A 705-nucleotide genomic window follows, 5' to 3' on the forward strand; every position below is an offset into this window, starting at 1 on the left:
TGAATCGCAGAAAGAGGGCCCTGGGCATCCGCTGTGAGGATGGTCGCCGAGAGTACCCACCGGGCGGGGTCATCATCCGCGAGTGACGGGTTTCTCCACCAGGAATAGAGGCCGGCGAAGGCGAGCGGCAGTCCGTCATCGGAGTGCACGAAATACGGCGTCTTCGTCGTTCCGACGGTGTGCCACTCGTAATAGCCGGTGGCCGGTACAAGGGCCCGCCGGGACGCGACGGACTTCTTGAACGTCGGCTTCTCTGCTGCGGATTCGGAGCGGGCGTTGAAAGTGGGAAAGGACGACGTCATTTCGGTGGCGAAGGACGGAATGAGAGACCACCGGGCAGATTCGAGACGGCGCACAGCAGGGTCCTGTTTGGCGGACTCGAGCACAATCGGGATCTGCTCGGTGGGTTTGATGTTCCACGAGGGCTCGGGCAGGTTGCTCCCCTCATGCTCGACTTCGAACATGGCGGCGAGATCGGACGCCGTATCGGTAATGATGAATCGACCACACATACAGACCAGATTACTCCAGCCTCGTCTGCATGCAGCGGAGTCGACATCGGCTAGCGTCAATTCAATGGATGACCGATTCGGCGACGACCGCTATAGCGCAGATGTACTTTCTCCCGGCTGGCAGAAGGTCGGCCGCATCGTGATCCCCACCCAGGAAGCAACCCGTGAGCTCGTGGTCGAAGAGGTGGCAACC

The 705-nt window shown here is 60.9% G+C and carries 1 protein-coding gene; it reads right to left on the reverse strand.

Annotated elements, in window-relative coordinates:
• Positions 1-512 (reverse strand): SOS response-associated peptidase (locus JF66_RS19825; RefSeq protein WP_035880609.1); only part of this gene is annotated, 512 nt, incomplete at its 3' end.
• Between the last annotated feature and the right edge of the window lie 193 nt (positions 513-705).

The organism is Cryobacterium sp. MLB-32 (assembly GCF_000738085.1).
Taxonomy (GTDB): Bacteria; Actinomycetota; Actinomycetes; order Actinomycetales; family Microbacteriaceae; genus Cryobacterium.